This is a genomic window from Mesorhizobium metallidurans STM 2683 (assembly GCF_000350085.1).
GTDB classification, from domain to species: Bacteria; Pseudomonadota; Alphaproteobacteria; order Rhizobiales; family Rhizobiaceae; genus Mesorhizobium; species Mesorhizobium metallidurans.
The window spans coordinates 109,477-129,780 of sequence record NZ_CAUM01000149.1 but is presented as its reverse complement, the minus strand read 5'-3'; the positions used below and the strand labels follow the sequence as shown (position 1 = coordinate 129,780).

Annotated in this window: 21 protein-coding genes; 10 read left to right on the top strand and 11 right to left on the bottom strand. The window is 64.3% G+C overall.

Annotated elements, in window-relative coordinates; all coding sequences use genetic code 11:
• Positions 1-38: 38 nt before the first annotated feature.
• Positions 39-650 carry a thymidine kinase gene (locus MESS2_RS26810; protein ID WP_008877726.1) on the bottom strand — a complete coding sequence of 204 codons (612 nt, stop codon included), beginning with the start codon at positions 648-650 and terminating at the stop codon, positions 39-41.
• A gap of 263 nt (positions 651-913) precedes the next feature.
• Between MESS2_RS26810 and MESS2_RS26805 the strand changes: the two genes are divergently transcribed.
• From MESS2_RS26805 to choV, 3 genes are all read left to right on the top strand, one after another.
• Positions 914-1,849, top strand: coding sequence for a choline ABC transporter substrate-binding protein (locus MESS2_RS26805; protein ID WP_008877725.1), 936 nt, complete (start codon positions 914-916; stop codon positions 1,847-1,849).
• Positions 1,850-1,973: 124 nt separating this feature from the next.
• Positions 1,974-2,828, top strand: coding sequence for a choline ABC transporter permease subunit (gene choW, locus MESS2_RS26800; protein ID WP_008877724.1), 855 nt, complete (start codon positions 1,974-1,976; stop codon positions 2,826-2,828).
• Entirely contained in the window at positions 2,825-4,006 is a 1,182-nt protein-coding gene (choV, locus tag MESS2_RS26795; RefSeq protein ID WP_008877723.1) for a choline ABC transporter ATP-binding protein, read from the top strand. Before choW ends, choV begins: the two co-directional genes overlap by 4 nt.
• 34 nt (positions 4,007-4,040) lie before the next feature.
• Here the strand turns inward: choV and MESS2_RS26790 are convergent, their stop codons facing one another.
• Both MESS2_RS26790 and MESS2_RS26785 read right to left on the bottom strand, forming a co-directional pair.
• Complete coding sequence (locus tag MESS2_RS26790) at positions 4,041-5,450, bottom strand: ATP-binding protein (RefSeq protein WP_008877722.1); 1,410 nt, start codon at positions 5,448-5,450, stop codon at positions 4,041-4,043.
• Positions 5,447-6,163 carry a response regulator gene (locus tag MESS2_RS26785; protein WP_040594105.1) on the bottom strand — a complete coding sequence of 239 codons (717 nt, stop codon included), beginning with the start codon at positions 6,161-6,163 and terminating at the stop codon, positions 5,447-5,449. The genes MESS2_RS26790 and MESS2_RS26785 overlap by 4 nt, the downstream gene beginning before the upstream one ends.
• Positions 6,164-6,401: 238 nt before the next feature.
• Between MESS2_RS26785 and MESS2_RS26780 the strand changes: the two genes are divergently transcribed.
• From MESS2_RS26780 to clpS, 4 genes are all read left to right on the top strand, one after another.
• Positions 6,402-6,716, top strand: coding sequence for a hypothetical protein (locus MESS2_RS26780; RefSeq protein WP_008877720.1), 315 nt, complete (start codon positions 6,402-6,404; stop codon positions 6,714-6,716).
• Between the two features lie 38 nt (positions 6,717-6,754).
• A complete protein-coding gene (locus tag MESS2_RS26775; RefSeq protein ID WP_008877719.1) occupies positions 6,755-6,982 on the top strand; it encodes a hypothetical protein in 228 nt (75 codons plus the stop codon).
• Positions 6,983-7,170: 188 nt separating this feature from the next.
• Positions 7,171-7,530, top strand: a complete 360-nt coding sequence (locus tag MESS2_RS26770; RefSeq protein ID WP_008877718.1) for a hypothetical protein — start codon at positions 7,171-7,173, stop codon at positions 7,528-7,530.
• A 147-nt stretch (positions 7,531-7,677) separates the two neighbouring features.
• On the top strand, positions 7,678-7,983 hold the full coding sequence (gene clpS / locus MESS2_RS26765) for an ATP-dependent Clp protease adapter ClpS (protein WP_008877717.1): 306 nt from the start codon (positions 7,678-7,680) through the stop codon (positions 7,981-7,983).
• 6 nt (positions 7,984-7,989) lie between these two features.
• Here the strand turns inward: clpS and MESS2_RS26760 are convergent, their stop codons facing one another.
• From MESS2_RS26760 to MESS2_RS26745, 4 genes are read right to left on the bottom strand one after another with little or no spacing between them, the layout of a single operon-like run.
• Positions 7,990-10,077: a hypothetical protein gene (locus MESS2_RS26760; protein WP_008877716.1), complete on the bottom strand. Its 2,088-nt coding sequence runs from the start codon at positions 10,075-10,077 to the stop codon at positions 7,990-7,992.
• A 3-nt stretch (positions 10,078-10,080) separates the two neighbouring features.
• A complete protein-coding gene (locus MESS2_RS26755; RefSeq protein WP_008877715.1) occupies positions 10,081-12,903 on the bottom strand; it encodes a DUF4159 domain-containing protein in 2,823 nt (940 codons plus the stop codon).
• Complete coding sequence (locus tag MESS2_RS26750; RefSeq protein WP_008877714.1) at positions 12,900-13,889, bottom strand: DUF58 domain-containing protein; 990 nt, start codon at positions 13,887-13,889, stop codon at positions 12,900-12,902. The genes MESS2_RS26755 and MESS2_RS26750 overlap by 4 nt, the downstream gene beginning before the upstream one ends.
• Entirely contained in the window at positions 13,889-14,893 is a 1,005-nt protein-coding gene (locus MESS2_RS26745; RefSeq protein WP_008877713.1) for an AAA family ATPase, read from the bottom strand. The genes MESS2_RS26750 and MESS2_RS26745 overlap by 1 nt, the downstream gene beginning before the upstream one ends.
• A gap of 147 nt (positions 14,894-15,040) precedes the next feature.
• Here MESS2_RS26745 and MESS2_RS26740 point away from each other — a divergent pair, with 147 nt between their 5' ends.
• Genes MESS2_RS26740 through MESS2_RS26730 form a run of 3 tightly spaced genes read left to right on the top strand, consistent with a single transcriptional unit; the run spans position 15,041 to position 17,581 of the window.
• Positions 15,041-15,670, top strand: coding sequence for a DUF1285 domain-containing protein (locus MESS2_RS26740; RefSeq protein ID WP_040594103.1), 630 nt, complete (start codon positions 15,041-15,043; stop codon positions 15,668-15,670).
• Positions 15,671-15,683: 13 nt separating this feature from the next.
• On the top strand, positions 15,684-16,316 hold the full coding sequence (locus MESS2_RS26735) for a CoA pyrophosphatase (protein ID WP_040594121.1): 633 nt from the start codon (positions 15,684-15,686) through the stop codon (positions 16,314-16,316).
• Entirely contained in the window at positions 16,313-17,581 is a 1,269-nt protein-coding gene (locus MESS2_RS26730) for a CCA tRNA nucleotidyltransferase (RefSeq protein WP_008877710.1), read from the top strand. Before MESS2_RS26735 ends, MESS2_RS26730 begins: the two co-directional genes overlap by 4 nt.
• Positions 17,582-17,640: 59 nt before the next feature.
• On the opposite strand, the gene MESS2_RS26725 is transcribed toward MESS2_RS26730, so the two are convergent.
• From MESS2_RS26725 to hemF, 4 genes are all read right to left on the bottom strand, one after another.
• The gene (locus MESS2_RS26725; RefSeq protein WP_008877709.1) at positions 17,641-17,826 is read right to left on the bottom strand and encodes a DUF1059 domain-containing protein; all 186 of its coding nucleotides are present in this window, start codon (positions 17,824-17,826) and stop codon (positions 17,641-17,643) included.
• Between the two features lie 170 nt (positions 17,827-17,996).
• Complete coding sequence (locus MESS2_RS26720) at positions 17,997-18,257, bottom strand: DUF1344 domain-containing protein (RefSeq protein ID WP_008877708.1); 261 nt, start codon at positions 18,255-18,257, stop codon at positions 17,997-17,999.
• A gap of 245 nt (positions 18,258-18,502) precedes the next feature.
• Positions 18,503-19,243, bottom strand: coding sequence for a molybdate ABC transporter substrate-binding protein (gene modA / locus MESS2_RS26715; RefSeq protein WP_008877707.1), 741 nt, complete (start codon positions 19,241-19,243; stop codon positions 18,503-18,505).
• Positions 19,244-19,326: 83 nt separating this feature from the next.
• Positions 19,327-20,241, bottom strand: coding sequence for an oxygen-dependent coproporphyrinogen oxidase (gene hemF, locus MESS2_RS26710; protein ID WP_008877706.1), 915 nt, complete (start codon positions 20,239-20,241; stop codon positions 19,327-19,329).
• Between the last annotated feature and the right edge of the window lie 63 nt (positions 20,242-20,304).

Sequence of the window (20,304 nt, the reverse complement as noted above, 5' to 3'; positions counted from 1 at the left end):
GAGGCGAATGAAACCGGAATAGGCAGCGGTCAGACCTTTCAGCCCTTAGTGAAGCCGATGAAGTCGTCGGGCGCGACGCGGCCCATTTCTTCCTCCCAATGGCGGCGGCAGAGCGAGACATAAACGTCCTTGCCGATCGCCACCTGCTCGCCTTGCCTCGCCACCTTGCCATCCGGGCCAAGGCGCACGACCATTGTCGCCTTGCGGCCGCAGCGGCAGATGGTGCGCACCTCGCGCAATTCGTCGGCAATGGCGAGCAGGGCGCGCGAGCCGGAAAACAGCTTGCCCTGGAAGTCGGTGCGCAGGCCGTAGCACATGACCGGGATGTTCAACCGGTCGGTGATGCGGGCTAGCTGCCACACCTGCTCCTCCTCGAGGAACTGCGCCTCGTCGACAAAGACGCAATGCACCGTCGTGCGGCCATTATGCTCGGCAACCCGGGCGAACAGGTCGTCGCCGTCGCGGAACATCTCGGCTTCCGTCTCCAGGCCGATGCGCGAGGAGATCAGCCCGGTCTCGCCCTTGCGGTAGTGGCCGGCGACGAACAGCATCGTCGTCATGCCGCGCTCACGGTAATTGTACGACGCCTGCAAGAGCATCGTCGTCTTGCCGGCATTCATCGTCGCATAGTGGAAATAGAGCTTGGCCATGCCGCCCTTTTAAGCCGACTTGTCTAGGCGCGGGGAGGGGGCGTCCCGACATTCCACCAGAAAAGGGCATTCCATCGTAGAAACGCCTGCCTGACCGGAGAAACTCCTGCCAAAAAAGCGGCAAGGTGTCGCTGATCGGCCAGCCCGCGCCGTTGATCGTGATTGCCTTAGTGCTTGAAACTGCACCAGAATGGTGTTTGGCTGATGAAACAAAGGCGGGCCAGAAATCCGCTTCGCCAAAGTACTGAAATGGGAGAATAACTATGTCGCGCATGAAATCCTTCGTCGCCGGCCTCGGCCTGGCGGCTTTTCTATCCACCAGCGCAGCTTTCGCCGGCGATCCGGAAAGCTGCAAGGCGGTACGTCTTTCCGATGTCGGCTGGACCGACATCCAGGCGACGACCGGCGTCGCCTCGGTGCTGCTCACCGCGCTCGGCTACGAGCCGCAGGTGATCCAGCTCTCGGTGCCGGTGACCTATGCGTCGCTGAAGAACAAGGACCTTGACGTCTTCCTCGGCAACTGGATGCCGTCGATGACCAATGACATCAAGGACTACACCGCCGACGGCTCGGTCGAGACCGTCAGCGAAAACCTCAGCGGCGCCGGTTATGGCATCGTCGTGCCGACCTATGTGGCGGACGCCGGCGTCAAGACACTGACCGACCTCGGCAAGTTCAAGGACAAGTTCGACGGCAAGATCTACGGCATCGAGGCCGGCAATGACGGCAACCGGATCATCCTCGACATGATCAAGAACCCGGCTGACAATCTCGAAGGCTTCGAACTGGTTGAATCTTCGGAGGCCGGCATGCTCACCCAGGCCGAGCAGTCGATGAAGAACAATGAATGGATCGCCTTCCTCGGCTGGACGCCGCATCCGGTGATGGGCGCCATGAAGATCACCTATCTCGAAGGCATGGGCGACAGCGGCTTCGGCGCCGCCACCGTCAGCACCAATGTGCGCAAGGGCTACATGACCGAATGCCCGAACGCCGGCAAGTTCATCGCCAATCTGAAGTTCAACCTGGACATGGAAGGCGAGATGATGGACGCCATCCTCAAGGGCGGCGACGCCAACACGGTCGCGACCGACTGGCTGAAGAAAAATCCGGAGGCGGTCACCCCATGGATCGCCGGCGTGACCACTTTCGATGGCGGCGACGCGGCGGCAGCCGTCAAAACCGCGCTCGGGAGCTGAGCCGGCTTTGCATCCGGCTTGACCGGATTAAGAAGGGCAGCCGCTGTAGAAAAGGCTGCCCTTCTTCATATCCTGTGACAAGATGACCGTCCGGCAAGGGCGGCACTCGGCGAAGAGGGGCGAGATGGATCCGATTTCAAAATTCCTGGTCAGCTACAGGATCCCCATAGGCGCGTGGGGCAAGGCCCTCTTCGGTTTCTTGACCGACAATTTCAACACCGTCTTCAGGGCTTTTTCCAACGGCCTCAATTTCCTGCTCGACGGGATCGTCGACGGGCTGCTGATGCTGCCGCCGGTGCTGCTCATCGCGCTGATCGCGCTGCTTGCCTATTTCCTGCAGCGTTCGAAGGGCCTGGCGCTCGGCGTCTTCATCGGACTGTTGTTCATCCTCAACCAGAACCTCTGGAAGCAGACGGTGGAGACGCTGGTGCTTGTGGTTGCGGCCGCTGCCGCCTCGATGGCCATCGGCGTGCCGCTCGGCATCTGGGCCGCGCACAAGCCGAAGATCTACCGCTTCATGCTGCCGGTGCTCGACCTGATGCAGACGCTGCCGACCTTCGTCTACCTGATCCCGGTGCTGACCTTGTTCGGGCTGGGCAATGCACCCGGCCTCATCGTCACCATCATCTTCGTCATCCCGACCTCGGTCCGGCTCACCCATCTCGGCGTCACTTCGGTGCCGAAAGCGATCGTCGAGGCCGGCGAGGCCTTCGGCGCCACCAAAAGACAGCTGCTGTGGAAGGTGGAACTGCCTTCGGCGCTGCCCACCATCATGGCGGGGCTCACGCAGTCGATCATGCTGTCGCTGTCGATGGTGGTGTTCGCGGCGCTGATCGGCGCCGGCGGCCTCGGCACCGAAATCAACCGCGCGCTCGGCTCGCGCCGGATCGACCTCGGGCTCGAGGCGGGGCTCGCCATCGTCGTGCTTGCCATCGTGCTCGACCGGATGACCCGCATTGGCGTTGGAGGCAAGAAATGACCGTCGCCGTCGATTTCAGGAATGTCGATATCGTCTTCGGCGCCGACCAGGCCGGGTCGCTGGCGCTCATCGACAGCGGCGCCACCCGGGCCGAGATCCTCGAAAAGACCGGCAATGTGCTGGGTTGCGCCGGCGCCAGCCTTACCGTGCATGAGGGCGAGATTTCCGTGCTCATGGGCCTGTCCGGCTCCGGCAAGTCGACCCTGCTCAGGGCCGTGAACCGGCTGAACGTGGTTTCGCGCGGCCAGGTTCTGGTCAAGGACGGCGACGGCACGGTCGATGTCGTCACTTGCGACGAGGCGACCCTTCGGCGGCTGCGGCAGAAGCAGGTGGCGATGGTGTTCCAGCAGTTCGGCCTGCTGCCGTGGCGCACGGTGGAGGAGAATGTCGGCCTTGGCCTCGAGCTTGCCGGCGTGCCGGAAGCCGAGCGCAAGGAGCGCGTGCATCGCCAGCTCAAGCTGGTCAATCTCGACCAGTGGGCGAAGAAATACGCCCACGAGCTTTCCGGCGGCATGCAGCAGCGCGTCGGGCTGGCGCGCGCCTTCGCCACCGAAGCGCCGATCCTGTTGATGGACGAGCCGTTCTCGGCGCTCGACCCGCTGATCCGCACCAAGCTGCAGGACGAGTTGCTGCAGCTTCAGGCCGAGCTGAAGAAGACCATCATCTTCGTCAGCCACGATCTCGAGGAGGCGCTGAAGATCGGCAGCCACATCACCATCATGGAAGGCGGGCGCATCGTGCAGACCGGCGCGCCGGAAGACATCGTGCTGCGTCCCGCCAACGACTATGTCCGCGACTTCATCGCCAATGTGAATCCGCTGTCCGTCCTGACGGCCTGGAACGTGATGCGCGACCGCCGCGACCTCGAACACGGCAAGGATGGCTGGGTGTGGCTCGACCGGCGCAAGACGACGCGCTTCAAGATCGACGAGCACGGGCTGGTGGCGGCGGCCGAACGCGACGGCAAGCCGGCGGTGTGGGTATCCTGCGCCGATGTCGAGGGTCAGCCGGAGGAGTTGGCTCAGGTGTTCTGGGCCAATCCCGGCACCTCGCTGAAGACGGTGATGCTGGCCATGCACCGCTCGCAGACGGCGCCGGTGGCGCTCTTCGACGACCAGTCGCGCTTCGTCGGTGCCATCGGCATCCGGGACGTGCTGAGCGCGGTGTTGCGAAGGTAGTTCTTTCGTTGCCAGAAGGAGCGCCGGCTTGGCCTTACGCCGCGGCTGGCAACCTCAGCTCGGTTAGCAGGCCGCCGCCGGGGTGGTTGGACAAGCTGACCTCGCCGCCGGCGGCGCGGGCGATGTTGCGGGCGATGGTCAGGCCGAGACCGAGGCCGCCGGTCTGGCGGTTGCGCGATTGTTCCAGGCGCACGAACGAGCCGAACACCGCATCGAGTTCGGCCTGCGGTATGCCCGGCCCCTCGTCGCGGATGGCCAGCGTGATGATCTTGCCCGATTGCTGAAGGCTGAGATGCGCCTTCTTGCCGTAGGTGACGGCGTTCTGGACGAGATTGGTGACGCAGCGCCGCAGCGCGACCGGGCGCGCGATGCAGATCAGGCCGCGCGAGCGCGTATCCTCATTGTCGAACGAGACCTCCTGGAAGCCGTCGGCGATCGATTCCACCAGCGACCAGAAATCGATCCTCTCGCTCTTTTCCTCGGTCACCTCGAAGGTGGCGAAGTCGATGACCGAGCTGGCAATCTCCTCGACATCGGCAAGGTCATGCGCCAGCGCCTCGCGAACAGTCGATTTCCTCAGCAATTCGAGACGCAGCCGCATCCTTGTCAGCGGCGTGCGCAAATCATGCGCGAGCGCCGCGGCAAGATGTTCGCGATCCTCGACATAGTCGCGCAGCCTCGCCTGCATGGCATTGACCGCCCTGGCGGCGGTACGGACCTCGCGGCTGCCGGTCTCGGCGATCGGCGGGCTCTTGAGGTCGTTGCCGATACGCTTCACCGCGGTTTCCATCATCCGGTAGGGCGCGGTCAGCCGGCGCAGCGACCAGATCGAGGAGACCACCACCAGTCCGGCGATCAGGGCATAGAGCGGCAGGCTGTCGAAGCTTAATATCGGGCCGACCGGCGTGTTCGGCTCGGTGAAGTTCAGCCATTGGCCGTCGGCAAAGCGCAGCGAGGCCGTCAGCTTGTCGCTCTGGGCGAAATCGGCCGCCAGCACCAGGAGGTCGCGCTCGACCTGGCCGATATCGCGACGCTCGACCTGGCCTCCGGCATCGTCGGCTTCGCGCGTCGCGGGATCGCGCCGGACCCGTGCGTCGGTGACGCCGAATTTCGACAGCCGCCCGACCAGTATGTCTTCGAGTTCGGCCAGCTCGTCATCGCCGGCTATCGATGAGGTGACGGCGGGCGTGTCCGACACGGTGAGCGCGTAGGTCGCGTTGAACAGACCGGAAGCGATGGCCTTGCGCTGCTCAGGCGCCGCGTCATGCATCAACTGCACCAGCGAGAAGGCGCGATCGTTGAGCCGGTAGAGATTGACCACGTCATTGGCGGCGGCGCGGTCGCGCGAGACGATATAAAGGGTCGCGACCTGGCTGATCAGCAGGCCGGCAATGACGATGAGCAGAACCCAGACCGGCAGGGTTTGCGGCAGGATGCGTCTCATTCGGATGTCGTTTCGGGCAGGAACTGATAGCCGCCGCTGCGCACGGTCAGGATCAGCTTCGGCGTTTTCGGATCGTCCTCCATCTTGCGCCGCAGCCGGCTGACCAGAATGTCGACGCTGCGGTCGAAGCTGTAGCCGCTGTCGCCGCCCGACAGTTCGATGAGCTGCTCGCGGCTCAGCACGCGCTGCGCGCTCCTGACGAAAGTCTGCAGGAGGTTGAACTCCGCCATCGTCAGCTCGACCCTGACGTCGCCCGGCGCCATCAGCCGGCGGCGCGAACAGTCCATTGTCCAGCCGGCGAAATGATAGACCTGCTTGGAGGTTGGGCGGCGCGGCTCGGCGGCGCCGTTGCGCCTCAGCACGGCGCGGATCCGCGCCAGCAGCTCACGCGGATCGAAGGGCTTGGGCACATAGTCGTCGGCGCCCATCTCCAGCCCCACCACGCGGTCGGTCGTCTCGTTGACCGCCGTCAGCATGATGATCGGCGTCGCATAGTTGGTGCGAAGCTCGCGGCAGAGTTCCAGACCGCTCTTTCCGGGCAGCATGACGTCCAGAACGATAAGGTCGACCTGCGCCCGGCGCAGGACGGCTTCCATCTCGGTGCCATCGGCGGCGACGGATGTGTGCAGCCCCCGTTTCTGGAAAAACTCCTGAAGCAGGTCGCGGATGCCCTTGTCGTCGTCGACGATCAGTATGTGTGCGTCGGATTTCACTGGAACCCTTGTCATCATTGGCGGCCGAAACCGACGTTTGCCCATCACCCACACGATAGAATTCAGGCCAGATGTTGGCCAGTGGCGATAAAGAGCCCAGGTGCGGATTCGTCAGAAACAATCCAGAAACAAAATTCTACAGTTCGGAAAAACTTCCGAAAAAAAACAAGGGCATAAGTGGTGTCGTGGCGGTCAGGTCACCGGCTGCGACACGCGTTACGGGATTACGGACAAACCAATGCAGAGGTTCTCGATCAGCCTGATGGGTGCGTTGCTCGGCATTTCGCTCGTCACGGCCGCGGTCGAACAATCGGATGCAAAGGTGGCCGATACAAAGGCGGCCATCACCCGCAGCGAGCGTTGCAGCGATCTGAGCCGTCAATTCGACCAAGCCCTCGAAACCCATGCCACGGCAACGCAGGTCACCGCGGCGAAGGCACTTCAAAGAAAGGGAAACCGGTACTGCGCCAACAGGAAACAGGCACAGGGGATCCGGATGCTCGCGAACGCTTTGAAGCTGCTTGGAGTGACACCGATCGACCCCGTTCAGTGACACTCAAATTCGATCTGCAAGAAAAAGGAAGTGAAGCCATGAAGAAGTCCCTCCTCTCCGCCCTCGGTCTCGCCATCGCGCTCGCCTTCTCGATGCCGGTTCTCGGCACGACCAGCGCCAACGCTGCTGCCACGACCGCGGCTGCGACGACCACGACGACAGCCACTGCGCCGGCCAAGGCCGTCAAGAAGGTTGCTGCCAAGAAGACCGTCAAGAAGGTCAAGAAGCACAAGAAGGTTGCTCCGAAGGCGGCTCCGAAGGCCTGATCCAGACCGGCGACATCTCTTGTCCCATGAGAGGACCGCTCCAGTTGCGATTTGCCTGGAGCGGTCGTCTTTAATGGCGCCAAGTCCGGGGCAAAAGTGCGTACCCCGACAACTCCCCAACTGGGCTGGCTCATTAGCTATTACTAATTCTTAATCCGATCGCAATGCCGGCCCGGTAAGGCATCCGCATGAACAAGCGGCCTTCGTCCATTCTGCGCTCGATGGTCATTGGCGGCCTGGTGGTCACCGCACTGGCCAAGGTGCTGATCCAGTTGACCGCCAGCCCGGTTCCAGATCCGGCCAGCGGGCGCATCGAGCCGGCCTTGTTCGCGCCGGCGATTTCCACCGATTGGGACTACATCACCACCTGGCAGACCATGCTGCTCATCGTGCTCGCCAGCTCGGTGCTGATCTGCTTTGTCGCATGGCCGGTCGTTGCCTGGCTGGAACGGCGGATGGATGCGGCCGGATCCAGAAAAAGCGCCTCGCCCGTGCCGACTGTGCGGCAATTTCCTGCTCGCCGGACCGTCGGCCGTCAGGGCCGTTGAACCGCAGCCGACAGTTCCCACATAGACCACGAACTTGTGAATGGCCGCTGCTGCCGGGAGGGCGGTTAGCGCGCCGTTCAAAATGGACGATTGCTTTCGCCCGTGCCAGAGTGACAGCGACATTCTCGCACGCAACTGCCGGTTCCGATGCCTGAAATCACGACAAAACCCCGCACCAAGACGCAGCCGAAGACCGAACGGCCGAAGCTCTACAAGGTCATTCTGGTCAATGACGATTTCACGCCACGCGAATTCGTGGTGACGGTGCTGAAGGGCGAGTTCAAGCTGAGCGAAGACCAGGCGCGGCGGGTGATGATCACCGCGCACCAGCGCGGCGTCTGCGTCGTCGCCGTCTTCACCAGGGATGTCGCCGAGACCAAGGCGGCGCGAGCAACCGATGCCGGCAAGGCCAAGGGCTATCCGCTGATGTTCACGACGGAGCCGGAGGAGTGAGGAGTGCTATCTTCCCTCGCGGTACCACATAGAGCCCATCGCCAGCAGCAGCAGGCCGAGGCCTAGGAAGCCGCCGAACAGCGGCACGCGCGACACCGCCTTGAGCACGCTGTCGTCGGTGGTGCGCAGTCCAATCCAGTCGTTGCCGGCTGCCGCACCCGAGGATCGGACCGGGACGATCGAGGGCAGCGTCACACCGCTGGCGAGGCCGCCAAGCGTCGATGACGGAGCCAGCCGGCGCACGCTGCCGCCGGTGGCTTCCGCCGGTGCTTTCAGCCGGTTCTCGGTGGAGATGACGTCGGAGAATTCCGGTGCGTTGACCGGGCCGACATGGGCCAGTGCGGTCAAATTGCCGTTGCCGACCTGATAGAGGCCGATCTCGCTGGTCTCGATGCTGCCGAGGAAAACGCCGGGCTCGGATTTTTCGAGCTTGACGATCAGCGCCTTGCCGGAGGGGGTGATGACCTGGGCCGGGCCGGGATCATCGCTCATCGTCTGGCGGCGGACTTCCAGCATCATGCCGCGGCCCTCGGCGGTCAGCCGCTCCTCCTCGAGTTCGGGCTCCTTCATCAGCCAGTGGGCGATGCGCCGATAGAGTTGGACATGCGGGCCGCCACCTTCGAAGCCGCGCGCCCAAAGCCAGCCCTGGTCGGACAGCAGCATGCCGACGCGGCCTTCGCCCTTGCGGTCGAGCAGCAGCAGCGGGCGATTGTCGGCGCCCTTCATCACCACCTGACCCTCGGGGTTCTCGACGCCGATGGTGCGGAACCAGCGGCTCCACCGCGGCGGGTCGGTTGCCGAGCCGTCGAGCCCGCGCGTCACCGGATGGCGCTGGCCAAGGTCGGTGAGGCGCGGATAAAAGGCCTTGTCGACGACCTCGCCGGTCGGCATCGCCGGTAGCGCCGCCATCAAGGGCGTGCGGGCAATGGAGCTTTCGCCGGCATATTCAGGTCCCGCCGCGATCAGCAGCGCGCCGCCCTTTTCGACATATTCGGCGATGTAATCGTAGTAGAGGATCGGCAGCACGTCGCGGTGCTGGTAGCGGTCGAAGATGATCAGATCGAAATCCTTGATCTTCTCGACGAAAAGTTCGCGCGTCGGAAAGGCGATCAGCGACAATTCGTTGATCGGCGTGCCGTCCTGCTTTTCCGGCGGCCGCAGGATGGTGAAGTGAACGAGATCGACCGAGGCGTCGGATTTCAGGAGGTTGCGCCAGGTGCGCTCGCCGGCGTGCGGCTCGCCGGAGACGAGCAGCACGCGCAAATTCTCGCGGATGCCGTCGACCAGCGCGATGGCGCGGTTGTTGGTGTCGGTCAGTTCGCCCGGCTCGGGATCGATGGCGAGTTCGATGATGTTGCGGCCGGCGCGGGGGATGGTCACCTGCAACGGCATGGCCTGTCCGATCGTGGCTTGCTCGACCGCAACCTGCTCGCCATTGACCGAGACGCGGACATTGACCGGGCCGGCCTGGTTGTCGGTGGCGATGACGCGATAGGTCATGTCGAGCGGCTTGCCGACAAGGCCGAAGCGCGGCGCGTTCTCGAAGCGGATGCGGCGATCCTTCTCGCGATCATTGCCGGTGATCAGCGCGTGCAGCGGGGCGTTGAAGTCTGGGGTGCCAGCAGGCGCGTCGTGCACCTCGCCGTCGGTGATCATGATGGCGCCGCCGATGCGCGAAGGCGGCACGTCGCGGAAGGCGCCTTCAAGCGCGCCGAACAGTTTGGTTTCGGTGCGCTCGTCGGCGGCTTCCGACTTGCCCGCCTCGACGACGCGCACGTCGAACTGCTTGAAGCGGCCGAGGCGCTGCTGAAGCCCGGCCAGCGCCTCGTCGGTCTGCTTGGTGCGCTCGCCGATATCCTGGCTCTGGCTGCGGTCGACGATGACGGCGACGACGCTTTTCAGCGCCTCGCGCTCTTCATCGAGGAATACCGGGTTGATGAGGGCGGCGCCCAGTGCGAGCAGGGCGGCGAAACGGAAGACCGAACCGCGCTGACGAAACCACAAGCCAACCAGCGTCAGCAGCAACAGCGGCGCCAGCACGGCAACGAGCAGCGGCCAGGAGACGAGCGGTTCGAAGGAGAGCGACCAGTTCATGGCTTACTGCCCCAGCCGTTCAAGCAGCACCGGCACATGCACCTGGTCGGATTTATAGTTGCCGGTCAGCATGTACATCATGATGTTGACGCCGGCGCGCAGCGCATAGATGCGCTGCATCGGGTCGGACGGCACGGTCGGCAAAAGCGGGTCGCCATTCTCGCCGACTGCCCAGGCGCCGGCGAAATCATTGGCGGTGATCATGATCGGCGAGACACCGTCGCCGGTGCGCACGGGGCGGTTCTGGGTGTTGCTGGCTTCGAGCGAGGCTTCGACCCAGAGCGGGCTGCCGGCGAAACGGCCGGGAAACTCGGGCAGGATGTAGAAGGATTTGGTCAGCACGTGGTCCGACGGCACCGGTTCCAGCGGCGGCACGTTGAGATTGCCGAGGATGTCGCGCAGCCGCTCCGTCGCCGGGCTGGTCGAATCGGCGCCGATGCCGTTGGCGAACTGGTCGCGCGTGTCGAACAGAACCGTGCCGCCCTGCTGCATATAGGCGTCGATGCGGGCAATCGCGGCCTCGCTCGGCATCGGCGCGGTGGGATCGATCGGCCAGTAGATCAGCGGGTAGAAGGACAGTTCGTCCTTGGAGATGTCGACGCCGGCCGGCGCACCGGGTTCAAGCGCGGTCTTCTCGATCAGGAAACGGGTCAGGCCTTCGAGCCCGGCGCGGCTGATCGAATCGACGCCCGGCTCGCCGGTCAGCACATAGGCGATCCTGGTCTTCGAAATGTCCTCGATCGCCTGGGTGTCGCCGGGCTTTGCATCGTCGGCGCGGGCAATGTCTGCATGGCCGAGGAAGGCACTGAGCGCGATCAGCAGGGCGGCCGCGGTCGCCGCGGTCCGGGCACGGCGCGGCCGGCGCGAGAACAGGCCGCCCATCCAGAACACGGCCAGTGTGTCAAGCACCATCAAAGCGAGAGCCGCGGCCACCAGTGGACCTTTCAGATCGTGCGATTCGTCGACGGCGTACTGGATGGTAGTGACCGGCACGGTGATCTCAGGACGGGCCAGCGGCGCGAAAGTGCTTTCGGCATTTAGAAGATTGTGGGCGAAGACGCCGGTTTCGGAACCGTAGAGGCCGGGCGGGTTCTCGAACGTCACCGGCAACGGACCGGCACCCGGCACCAGCGGCCTTGCATCGGGCGTCGGCGGCACCAGCGTGCCATCGGCTGATATCATGCGGTAGGGCGCCAGCGAGGTGGCGGCGGCTTCGGCATTGGCGACCACCGCGCCCTGGTTGCGCGACAGTTGCACGATGCGCCGCAGCATTTCGACGAAGCTGCCGGAGATCGGCAGGTTCGACCACGTCGCCTCCGGCGTGACATGGAACAGGACCAGCGTGCCCTTGCCCTTTTTCAGCCCGGTCACCAGCGGCGTGCCATCGGCCAGCGTGGCCCAGGTGCGCTCGACGATGTCAGGTGTCGGTTCGGCCAGGACCTGCCTGGTGACGGTGACTTCGGCGGGCGGCGCGAGGTCAGCGAAGGGGCTGGTTTTCGGGAATTCGGTGACCGGCTGCGGCGTCGTCCATGACAGCGCGCCGCCGAGCGAGCGTTCTCCTGTGCGCAAGCGGACCGGCAGCAGGTCGTCGTCATTGCCGGCGGCGGCCAGCCGCGAGCCGGCGAAGCGCACCAGCGTGCCGCCATTGTCGACCCAGTCGACCAGCCTTTGCCGCACCTGCTCGGGAATGGTGCCGATATCGGCCATGACGATCATTGCCGGCTTCTGGTCGAGCAGTTGCGGGATCGCGTCGGCAAGGTCGGCGCTCGACGGTTCGACCAGATCGGCGAAGGGCTGCAGCGCGCGCCTGATATAGTAGAGCGGCGACAGAAGCGGCTGCGCCTGATCGGCCTCGGCCTGCGACAGCAGCCCTACGCGGCGGCGCTTGGAATTCTCGTCGAGGACGCGCACGGCGCCGGCCTGGCGCTCGCCGTCGAGCGCGATCGAGGCGAAGTCGTTGCGCAGTTCGAACGGCACCGCCATCGTGCCGGTGGCGGTGGCCTCGCCCGGCGCGAAGGTCAGCGTCGCGTCGGCGATGCGGCGGCCCTTGTCGTCAAAGGCGCCGGCGGTGACTTGTGCCGGCGCCGGGTCGCCTGGCGCGCGGATGGCGGTCAGCGCAAAGCCGTCGACCTGGTTGTCGGCGCCGGTAAGGCCGGTCAATGTCAACCGATCGGAGACGGCCCAGATCACACGGGCGGCGTTCTTCGACAGAAGCGAGTTGAAGGCGGCCTCGTCGCCTTTCGCCGCCAGACCGTCGGCCAGCACGGCGACGCTGGCGCCCGGCAAGCTCTCCAGGGTTGCGGCGACGCGGGCATAGACGGCCGGGCGGTCGGTCGGGATCGGCCGCGGCTTAGCCGCGCGCAGCCGGTCGAGGGCGGCGGCGGCGTCGAAGGGGCCGATCTCGGCATTAGGCTTTTCGGCGGTGAAGGCGATGACGACCGGCACGCCATTGGACCCGGCATCGGCGATCAGCCGCTCGGCGGTGGCGACGCGCTTGCCCCAGTCGGCTGCACTGGCCCAGTCATTGTCGATGACCAGTGCGAGCGCTGCTCCCTCGGCCGGCAGTTTTTCGCGCGGATTGAAGACCGGTTCGGCCACGGCCGCGACGACCAGGGCCGCCATCAAAAGCCGGAGCAGCGTCAGCCACCACGGGCTCTGATGTGGGGTCTCCTCGCGCTTCAGCACACGGGCCAGGATCTTCAGCGGCGGGAAGGTCTCGGTCTGCGGCTTTGGCGGCGTGAGCCGCAACAGCCACCAGATCACCGGCAATGCCAGCAAACCCCACAGCACCATGGGCGCGCCGAACGAGAGCGGCAGCCAGCTCATGCGCCGATCCTCCCGGCATGGCCGCCACCGGCGGCCAGCCCGGCATGGCCGCCACCGGCCAGCCCGGCATGACCGCCACCGGCCAGCCCGGCATGACCGCCATCGACGGTCATCGCCATATGGATGCGCACCAGCGCCTCGGAGGCGAGGCGGTCGGTATGGTTGACGGTGAAGCTCCAGCCAAGCCGCTTGCACCAGCCGGCCAGTTCCTGGCGGCGGGCGCTGTAGAGCAGGCGGTATTCATCGCCCAGCGTCTCCGCGCGGCCGGCGGTCAGCTTCTCGCCGGTCTCCGGGTCGGTGAATTCGGTGCGGCCGGCATAGGGGAAGGTCTCTTCGGCCGGGTCGGCGACCTCGATCAGATGAGCGCGCACTCCATGGCGGGCGAGCACGTCGAGCCAGGCCATGGTGTCCTCGACAGGGTCGAGGAAATCGCTGATGAGGATGATGTCGCAAAAGCGGCGGATGCCGGAAAGGTCGGGCTTTGCCGGCAGGCCGGAGGCATGGGCGAGCTGGGCGGCAATGCGCTCGGCGCCGTTGCGGGCGGTGAACGGATCGGTCAGGCCCGGCCAGGCGATGCGCTCGCCGCTGCGCGACAGAAGCTCGGCCATGGCCAGCGCCAGCACCAAACCGCGTGATTCCTTCGAGACGGTCGCCCCGGTCGATTTGTAGAGCATGGAGGGCGAAGGGTCGGCCCACAGCCAGACCGTATGGGCGGCCTCCCATTCGCGGTCGCGCACATAGGTGTGGTCGTCGCGGGCCGAGCGACGCCAGTCGATGCGCGAGGAATCGCCTTCGACATAGGGCCGGAACTGCCAGAAATTCTCGCCGATGCCGCGCTTGCGGCGGCCATGCCAGCCGGCGATCACCGTGTTGACGATGCGGCGTGCCTCGACCAAGAGGTCCGGCACCAGCGAGGCCCGCAACCGGCCACGGGCGAGCGCGTCGCGCGTCGCAGCCGGTGCCTGGACCTCGCCTATGCGCGCCATCAGATACCTTTTGCCAGTTTCGCCACCACGTCGCGCACCGTGGTGCCCTCGGCGCGGGCGGCGAAGGTCAGCGCCATGCGGTGCTGCAACACCGGCTCGGCCAGTGCTCTGATATCGTCGACCGACGGCGCCAGCCGTCCATCATATAGGGCGCGGGCGCGGGCGCATAGCGTCAGTGCCTGGCTGGCGCGCGGGCCTGGGCCCCAGGCGACATGCTTGTCGGTCTCGGCATTGCCCTGACCGGGGCGCGCCGAGCGCACCAGCTTGAGGATCGCCTCGACGACGCTTTCCGGCACCGGCATGCGGCGGATCAGGGTCTGGATCTCCTTCAGCCGTGCCGGCTGCAGGACATTCTGCGCCTTCGCGTCCTCGACGCCGGTGGTCTCCAGCAGGATGCGGCGCTCCGCCTCGACATCGGGGTAGAGGATATCGACCTGCATCAGGAAACGGTCGAGTTGCGCCTCGGGCAGGGGGTAGGTGCCCTCCTGCTCCAGCGGATTCTGCGTCGCCAGCACGTGGAAGGGCGCCGGCAGATCATGGCGGGCGCCGGCGATGGTGACGTGGTATTCCTGCATCGATTGCAGCAGCGCCGACTGGGTGCGCGGCGAGGCGCGGTTGATCTCGTCGGCCATCAGAAGCTGCGCGAAGATCGGCCCGGAGATGAAACGGAAGGAGCGCTTGCCGAATTCATCCTGCTCCATCACCTCGGAACCGAGAATGTCGGACGGCATCAGGTCGGGCGTGAACTGGATGCGGCGGGAATCGAGGCCAAGCACGATGCCCAGCGTCTCGACCAGCTTGGTCTTGGCGAGGCCCGGAACGCCGACCAGCAAAGCGTGGCCGCCGGCCAGAAGCGCCACCAGCGTGCGCTCAACGACGCTCTCCTGGCCGAAAATGACGCGGCCAACGCCATCGCGAACCCTGGAAATGTCGGCCAGCGCCTTCTCGGCATCGGCGATCATGTCCTTTTCGCTGATCGGGCTTTCCTTGATCATCACGCTCATGCAGCATCGATCCTTCTGGTTGGAAATACCGGCTTGCACCTCACAGTGCCGCAGAATGCCGCGATTCGGCCTCGCCTGGCGTGCCTCTTTGAACTTAAATCACAGACTTAGGCTGACAAGCGGAACAACAGTGACTATTTCGTGACCATGACGGAACGCGCCGACCTTCGCCAGGACAGTCTGACGGCCGCTACTGAGGCACGGGGGCTGGAAGCGTTGGTCTCCCGCGCGGCCCGCGCGGGCAAGGGCCCGGCGCCGGTGGAACGTTGGAATCCGGCCTTCTGCGGCGATCTCGACATGGAGATCAGGCAGGACGGTAGCTGGTTCTACCTGGGTACGCCGATCGGCCGCATGCCGCTGGTGCAGCTTTTTTCCTCGGTGTTGCGCAAGGACGAAGACGGCAGAACCTATCTGGTGACGCCGGTGGAACGGGTCGGCATCCGCGTCGTCGATGCGCCCTTCATCGCCGTCGAGATGGATGTTTCCGGCACTGGCGACGCCCAGATCATCACCTTTCGCACCAATGTCGGCGACGTGGTCGAGGCCGGTCCGGGTCATCCGCTGCGCTTCGTCGACGAGGACGCGACCGGTGGCCTGAAGCCCTATGTTCTGGTGCGCGGGCGCTTGGAAGCGCTGGTTGCGCGGCCGGTGATGTACGAGTTGGTCGAGTATGGCGAGGAGATCGAAATCGACGGCAGAAGGATGTTTGCCGTGCGCTCGAAAGGCGCGGTCTACCCGATCATGCCGGCGGAAAAACTCAATCGGCTGAGCACGTGACGGACAACACATGATGGACCAGGTGACGCCCACGCCCTTTTCAGCCGAGGATTTTCGCGCCCGCGTCGCGGCACAGCCGCTAGCCCATGCTGGCGACGATTTCGGCGACCATCGCTTCAACCCTGGTCATCCCAGGATGAAGCAGGCCAAAGCGCTGCGCAACGCCGCCGTGCTGATCCCGGTGGTCGATCACGGTCGCGACGCCACGGTCCTGTTGACCAAGCGGGCGGAAAAACTGCGCAATCATTCGGGACAGGTGGCCTTTCCCGGTGGCACGATCGATCCGACCGACCCAAGCCCGGAAGCGGCGGCCCTGCGCGAAACCTTCGAGGAGATCGGGCTCGGCCGGGACCGGATCGAGATCATCGGCCGCATGCCCGACTATGTCGCCGGCAGCGGCTATCGCATCGCTCCGGTGCTGGCGATGGTGCGGCCGGGATTTTCCCTGACGCTGAATGCCGACGAGGTCGACGCTGCCTTCGAAGTGCCGCTGCGCTTCCTGATGGACCCGGCCAACCACACCAGGGACAGCCGCATGTGGAACGATCTCGAATGGTTCTTCTACGAGATGCCCTATGGCGGCCAGCGCATCTGGGGCGTCACCGCCGGCATCATCCGCACGCTCTATGAGAGGCTCTATCCGTGAGCGGCCGCGTGTCGCTCGCGGGCAGGGCCGAGTGGCTCGGCGATAAGCATCTGCAACACCTGCTCGGTGTATTGGCGGAGGGCGGCGAGGAGGCGCGCGTCGCCGGCGGCGCGGTGCGCAACACGCTCATCGGCCAGCCGGTCGCAGACATCGATATCGCCACCACCTGCCTGCCGGCCGAAACCATCCGCCGGGCCGAGAGGGCGGGCTTCAAGGCGGTGCCGACCGGCATCGAGCACGGCACCATCACTGTTGTCGCCGGTGGGAAGCCATATGAAGTCACCACTTTACGCGCCGACATCGAGACTGATGGGCGGCGCGCCAAGGTTTCGTTCGGGCGCGACTGGAAGGCCGACGCGGAGCGGCGAGATTTCACCATCAACGCGCTCTATGCCGAAGCCGACGGCACGGTGATCGACCTGGTCGGCGGCATTGCCGACATTGAGGCGCGACGGTTGCGCTTCATCGGCGATCCGGAAGCCCGTATCCGCGAGGATTATCTGCGCATCCTGCGCTTCTTCCGCTTCTTCGCCTGGTATGGCGACGGCCGGCCGGATGCCGAAGGGCTGAAGGCCTGCGCCCGGCTCAAAGAAGGGCTCGGCCGGTTGTCGGCCGAGCGTGTCTGGTCCGAACTGAAGAAGCTCCTGTCGGCGCCGGATCCATCGCGTGCCTTGCTGTGGATGCGCCAGGCCAGCGTGCTGACCAGCGTCCTGCCGGAGAGCGAGAAATGGGGCATCGACGCTATTCACGGGTTGGCCAAGACCGAAAAGGATCTGGGCTGGGCGCCGGACCCGCTGCTTAGGCTGGAAGCGATCGTGCCGCCGGACGCCCAGCGCATGAAGACGCTGGCCGAGCGGTTGAAATTCTCGGGCGGCGAGGCGGAACGCTTGCGGCACTGGGCGCTGACGGGGGGCGTCGAGCCGAAGGTCAGCGAAGCGGAGCTCGCAAAAAGACTCTATCGTGGCGACCGTCAAGGTTTTGTCGACCGTCTGCGGCTGTCGCTCGCTTCCGCTCGGGTGCGCGCGCTTGAGGACAATGACGCGCTGCTCGAAGCCGGTGGCTTTTCGCGCCTGCTTGCCTTCGCCGGAAAATGGCAAAAGCCAGACTTTCCGCTTAAGGGCGCCGACCTGACGACGCTTGGCGCGTCGCCGGGACCGAAACTCGGCGAGACCTTGAAAAACCTCGAAAAGGAGTGGGTGGAGTCCGGCTTCGCGCTCGACCGCGGCGCGCTGCTGAAGCGCGCCGAAGAGGCGCTTGAGATTTAATTATTCCTTCTGACCATGATCTTGTCCGAAAACCGGTTCCCACTTTTCGGGATCATGGTCTAGGCCGCGTCGCGAACCTTCTGGATGCGCGAACGGATCGCCTCGATCATCGTCTCGCGGATGACCGTCTCGCCATGCGTCTCGCGCATATGCTCGACGGCGCGGCGCATGACTTCGGCTTCCTCATCGGCGCGCGTGTGCCAGTCGCAGCCGGGAACGAGCGACCCGCATTGAAATTCCTTCATTGGCTCTCTCCCTTTCTCGTTTGAGGACTAGCATAACACATGTCGGCGGATTCAGTTGCATAACAGCGCCGGGCATCCGAAGGATCGGAAAAGGCGGAGCATCGCTGCTCCGCCCTCTTACGCTACCCCGGAGACAAGACCGGTTATCGTCTTGCTCCAGCGGGAGGCCATCACTTCACGATCTTGACTGCCACGGCAATTTTGTTCTTGCCGCTCATGTCCCAGGAAACGCGGACCTTTTCGCCGGCCTTCAGGCCAGGATCCTTGAAGGCCTTGGGCAGCGTAAAGGTAGATCCGTCATCCAGAACAAGGCTCATGGCCGTTCCATCATAGGTTTTGACCGTGCCCGTGGTGTGCTTGACCGCGGCCAAGGCGGCGCCACCAGAGGCGAGAACGGCGGCAGCCGCAGCCGTCATAATAAGCTTGCGCATGGCATGCTCTCCTGGAAAATGAGGGCACCCGTTTGGGCAGGGTGCCCCACTCAATTATGGGCCGTCCGGTCGCGTCGGGTCGCGGTTCCAGAGGAGGAAGAACCGCCGGCGTTTCCCGGCCCGGAAACGACAAATAATCGAATTATTTCAAGTGTGTATTAGACGAAAAAGATATTCGTAGCGCCACATTCCCCGCCAAAATCAGGCGAATGGGACACGAATGCGGTTTCACGCCCCGCTCACCGTTATTTTACGGCCACGTGACGCGACTGCTTAGATCGTGTTTGAGAAGGATTAGGGCGCTCGACGCCCTTTGCAGCCAAGATGTCATCAACGGCTGTCGACGCCAGAAAATCCGACAGCTGCTTGGCAGCTTCTGCGTCCGTTGTATCGGCGCTGATGCCAATGGCGAAGTCAACATAACTTTGGAGTTCTGCCGGAAACTGACCGACAAGCATGACCTGTGGAGCGGCGGCGAGAATCGAAGTCACGGGAACGACCCCCAATTCGGCTTCCCCACGGCCTACGGCCGGCGCTGTCTGCCCTCCTGGTACGGCCACCAGCTTGGGCTTCACCTCATCCGCTATTCCCAAGCGTTCCAGCAAACCGGAGAAGTAGCCACCGCTGGTTCCTTCACTGGCGTAGGCGATTGATCTGGCGCTCTTCAAAGCGTGTTCGAATGCTTCCACGGACCCAATGTTGAGCGGTTGGCTGCCTGCCTTGGCCGCCACCCCCATTGCTATCCGGCCAAACGCTACCTGGCTTCCTGCCTTGACCTTTCCCAAGGCGGTCAGATCCTGAACCAGGTTCGGATTGATGATGACGAGGTCAAAAGGTTCCCCAGCCTCAATCTGCTTCTTTACTGTCGGATTAAGCTCCCACTTGACAGCAACTGTGAATCCTGTGGCAGTTTCGAACTGAGATATGAGAGCAAGCACGGCGGGTCTGACCGCAATGGCGCCAAAAAGCCGGATATCTTGATTCATGGCCTAACCTGAAATCGGTCGAAACGACCCGTCCTTATATTGCGTATCTATGCCTGCATCCCACGGTTGCTGGCCATTTCCGGCTACGGCCACCTTACCTCAGGCGGCAGGCTGGACAAGATCGCGGCGACGTTGCCGCCGGTCTTCAGTCCGAAGATGGTGCCGCGATCGTGAAGCAAGTTGAATTCGACGTAGCGGCCACGGCGAATGAGCTGTTCGTCGCGGTCGCCGTCGGTCCAGTTGTCGTTGAAGTTGGCCCGAACGAGATGTGGGTAGACGACGAGAAAAGATCGCCCGACATCCTGGACGAAGTTGAAATCGGCGTCCCAACCGCCTCTGTCCTCGCCCGAATGCAGCCAGTCGAAAAAAATGCCGCCGGTGCCGCGCGGCTCGTTGCGATGCGGCAGGTAGAAATACTCGTCGCACCAGGCCTTGAATTTCGCGTGGTCGGCGACTGCTGCATTCTTCTCGCAGGCGAATTGCATGGCCCGGTGGAAGGCAAGTGTGTCGGGATCGTCCTGGACGCGGCGGCGGTCGAGCACCGGCGTCAGGTCGGCGCCGCCGCCGAACCAATGGCGCGAGGTGACGACCATGCGCGTGTTCATGTGCACTGCCGGCACGTTGGGATTCCAGGGATGGGCGATCAGCGAAATGCCGCTCGCCCAGAAGCTGGGGTCTTCCTCCGCGCCCGGCATCTGCTTCCTGAATTCCGGCGAGAACTCGCCATGGACGGTCGAGGTGTGGACGCCGACCTTCTCGAAGACACGGCCATGCATCATCGACATGGTGCCGCCACCGCCGCGGCCTTCGTCGCGCTCCCACGGCGTCTTCGCGAAATGGCCGGGCGACCATGAGGCCAGCGGCCCCTGAAGATCCTGCTCGATCTGCTCGAAGGCGGCGCAGATGCGCTCGCGCAGCGTCTCGAACCAAAGCCTGGCTTTCATTTTCTTCTGTTCGATGTCGGCCGGCAGCCCCACGGGTATTTCAGGTCGTTCCAAATGCTGTCTCCAGTTGCAGCCGACAAAAGACTCGTCTTTTCCGGGCGCGATCCCTAATCTCTT

What these genes read in the sequence shown, in the direction of transcription:
- MESS2_RS26810 (WP_008877726.1), bottom strand. Translation starts at nt 650, where the DNA reads ATGGCCAAGCTCTATTTCCACTATGCGACGATGAATGCCGGCAAGACG.
- MESS2_RS26805 (WP_008877725.1), top strand. Translation starts at nt 914, where the DNA reads ATGTCGCGCATGAAATCCTTCGTCGCCGGCCTCGGCCTGGCGGCTTTT.
- choW (WP_008877724.1), top strand. Translation starts at nt 1,974, where the DNA reads ATGGATCCGATTTCAAAATTCCTGGTCAGCTACAGGATCCCCATAGGC.
- choV (WP_008877723.1), top strand. Translation starts at nt 2,825, where the DNA reads ATGACCGTCGCCGTCGATTTCAGGAATGTCGATATCGTCTTCGGCGCC.
- MESS2_RS26790 (WP_008877722.1), bottom strand. Translation starts at nt 5,450, where the DNA reads ATGAGACGCATCCTGCCGCAAACCCTGCCGGTCTGGGTTCTGCTCATC.
- MESS2_RS26780 (WP_008877720.1), top strand. Translation starts at nt 6,402, where the DNA reads ATGCAGAGGTTCTCGATCAGCCTGATGGGTGCGTTGCTCGGCATTTCG.
- MESS2_RS26775 (WP_008877719.1), top strand. Translation starts at nt 6,755, where the DNA reads ATGAAGAAGTCCCTCCTCTCCGCCCTCGGTCTCGCCATCGCGCTCGCC.
- MESS2_RS26770 (WP_008877718.1), top strand. Translation starts at nt 7,171, where the DNA reads ATGAACAAGCGGCCTTCGTCCATTCTGCGCTCGATGGTCATTGGCGGC.
- clpS (WP_008877717.1), top strand. Translation starts at nt 7,678, where the DNA reads ATGCCTGAAATCACGACAAAACCCCGCACCAAGACGCAGCCGAAGACC.
- MESS2_RS26760 (WP_008877716.1), bottom strand. Translation starts at nt 10,077, where the DNA reads ATGAACTGGTCGCTCTCCTTCGAACCGCTCGTCTCCTGGCCGCTGCTC.
- MESS2_RS26755 (WP_008877715.1), bottom strand. Translation starts at nt 12,903, where the DNA reads ATGAGCTGGCTGCCGCTCTCGTTCGGCGCGCCCATGGTGCTGTGGGGT.
- MESS2_RS26750 (WP_008877714.1), bottom strand. Translation starts at nt 13,889, where the DNA reads ATGGCGCGCATAGGCGAGGTCCAGGCACCGGCTGCGACGCGCGACGCG.
- MESS2_RS26745 (WP_008877713.1), bottom strand. Translation starts at nt 14,893, where the DNA reads ATGAGCGTGATGATCAAGGAAAGCCCGATCAGCGAAAAGGACATGATC.
- MESS2_RS26740 (WP_040594103.1), top strand. Translation starts at nt 15,041, where the DNA reads ATGACGGAACGCGCCGACCTTCGCCAGGACAGTCTGACGGCCGCTACT.
- MESS2_RS26735 (WP_040594121.1), top strand. Translation starts at nt 15,684, where the DNA reads ATGGACCAGGTGACGCCCACGCCCTTTTCAGCCGAGGATTTTCGCGCC.
- MESS2_RS26725 (WP_008877709.1), bottom strand. Translation starts at nt 17,826, where the DNA reads ATGAAGGAATTTCAATGCGGGTCGCTCGTTCCCGGCTGCGACTGGCAC.
- MESS2_RS26720 (WP_008877708.1), bottom strand. Translation starts at nt 18,257, where the DNA reads ATGCGCAAGCTTATTATGACGGCTGCGGCTGCCGCCGTTCTCGCCTCT.
- modA (WP_008877707.1), bottom strand. Translation starts at nt 19,243, where the DNA reads ATGAATCAAGATATCCGGCTTTTTGGCGCCATTGCGGTCAGACCCGCC.